The organism is Bradyrhizobium sp. Leo170, from assembly GCF_004296405.1.
GTDB lineage: Bacteria > Pseudomonadota > Alphaproteobacteria > Rhizobiales > Xanthobacteraceae > Bradyrhizobium.
Map to the genome: position 1 here is coordinate 1 of NZ_PSRR01000760.1, position 972 is coordinate 972.

At 64.3% G+C, this 972-nt stretch carries 1 pseudogene; it reads right to left on the reverse strand.

Annotation, left to right across the window (positions count from 1 at the left end):
* Nucleotides 1–943: pseudogene (locus CWO89_RS44540) on the reverse strand (transposase); the annotation flags it as partial.
* Nucleotides 944–972: the final 29 nt, after the last annotated feature.

Genomic DNA, 972 nt, shown 5'->3' on the forward strand with positions numbered 1-972 from the left:
CAGCGCCGGCCCCAGTCCCGGGATCACCAATGGTGGCAGGTGCCGTACCCCCGGCCGTGCGCGGGATGATCACCTCGGTTGCGTTGCGTCTGAGTAATCGCAACAGGCGCTGCACGATGGTGTGCTGCGGCGGCCCGAACTTTTCGGGGGCGTGTTCGGCGAGACGATCGAGGATGGCCAGCGCGGTCAGACGAGGTTCGGCCGCGAACCAGCGCTCGATGTCGGCGAGGTGCGGATCGAGCATCGATGGCATTCTCATGCGCTTTTTGTATGGCTTGCGCATGCGCCGATGGATGATGCGCTGCTCCCCCAGATGCACCTCATTGCCGAGCCTCTTCGCGAACGCTGCCGCGTTCGTTGCCGATGCCGGCGGACTGGTTGCTGCCGTGAGCTTGCCCGCGCGGGCGCCGACGCGCGTGCCGAGCTCCGTCTGGGCGTCCCTCATCTCGGCCAGCAGGGCCACGGGATCGAGCGTGCGATAAAGCTCTCGAAGACGCCGTTTGACGCCTTTGCTCAACTTCGGATGCGCCAGTGCTCGTTCATAGGGCGTGGCTGGAACATGATAGCGCTTGATCACCTTCGCGCCCTCGCGTCGCTTGTCCTTCAGCTTGAAGGACGGCTGGAAGAAGTTGGTGTGCAGCCGGGATGCAGCATACAAACGTTCCAGCACGCGCGTCGTCTCGACACCATCGAAGCGACCGTATCCCACGAGTCGCCGGACGACCGCGCCGTTCTTCTGCTCGACGAAGGCCTGATCATTCTTCTTGTAGGCGCGCGAGCGTGTCACCTCGATCCTTTGCGCGCGACACCAGGGCACGACGACGTCGTTCATGAATGCGCTGTCATTGTCGAAATCGGCGCCGCGAATGACCCAGGGAAACAGGCTCTGTGCGCGCTCCATGGCTCGCACGACGAGGCCGCCCTCGCGCGTCACCAGCGGCATGCACTCGGTCCAACCAGTCGCGACGTCGA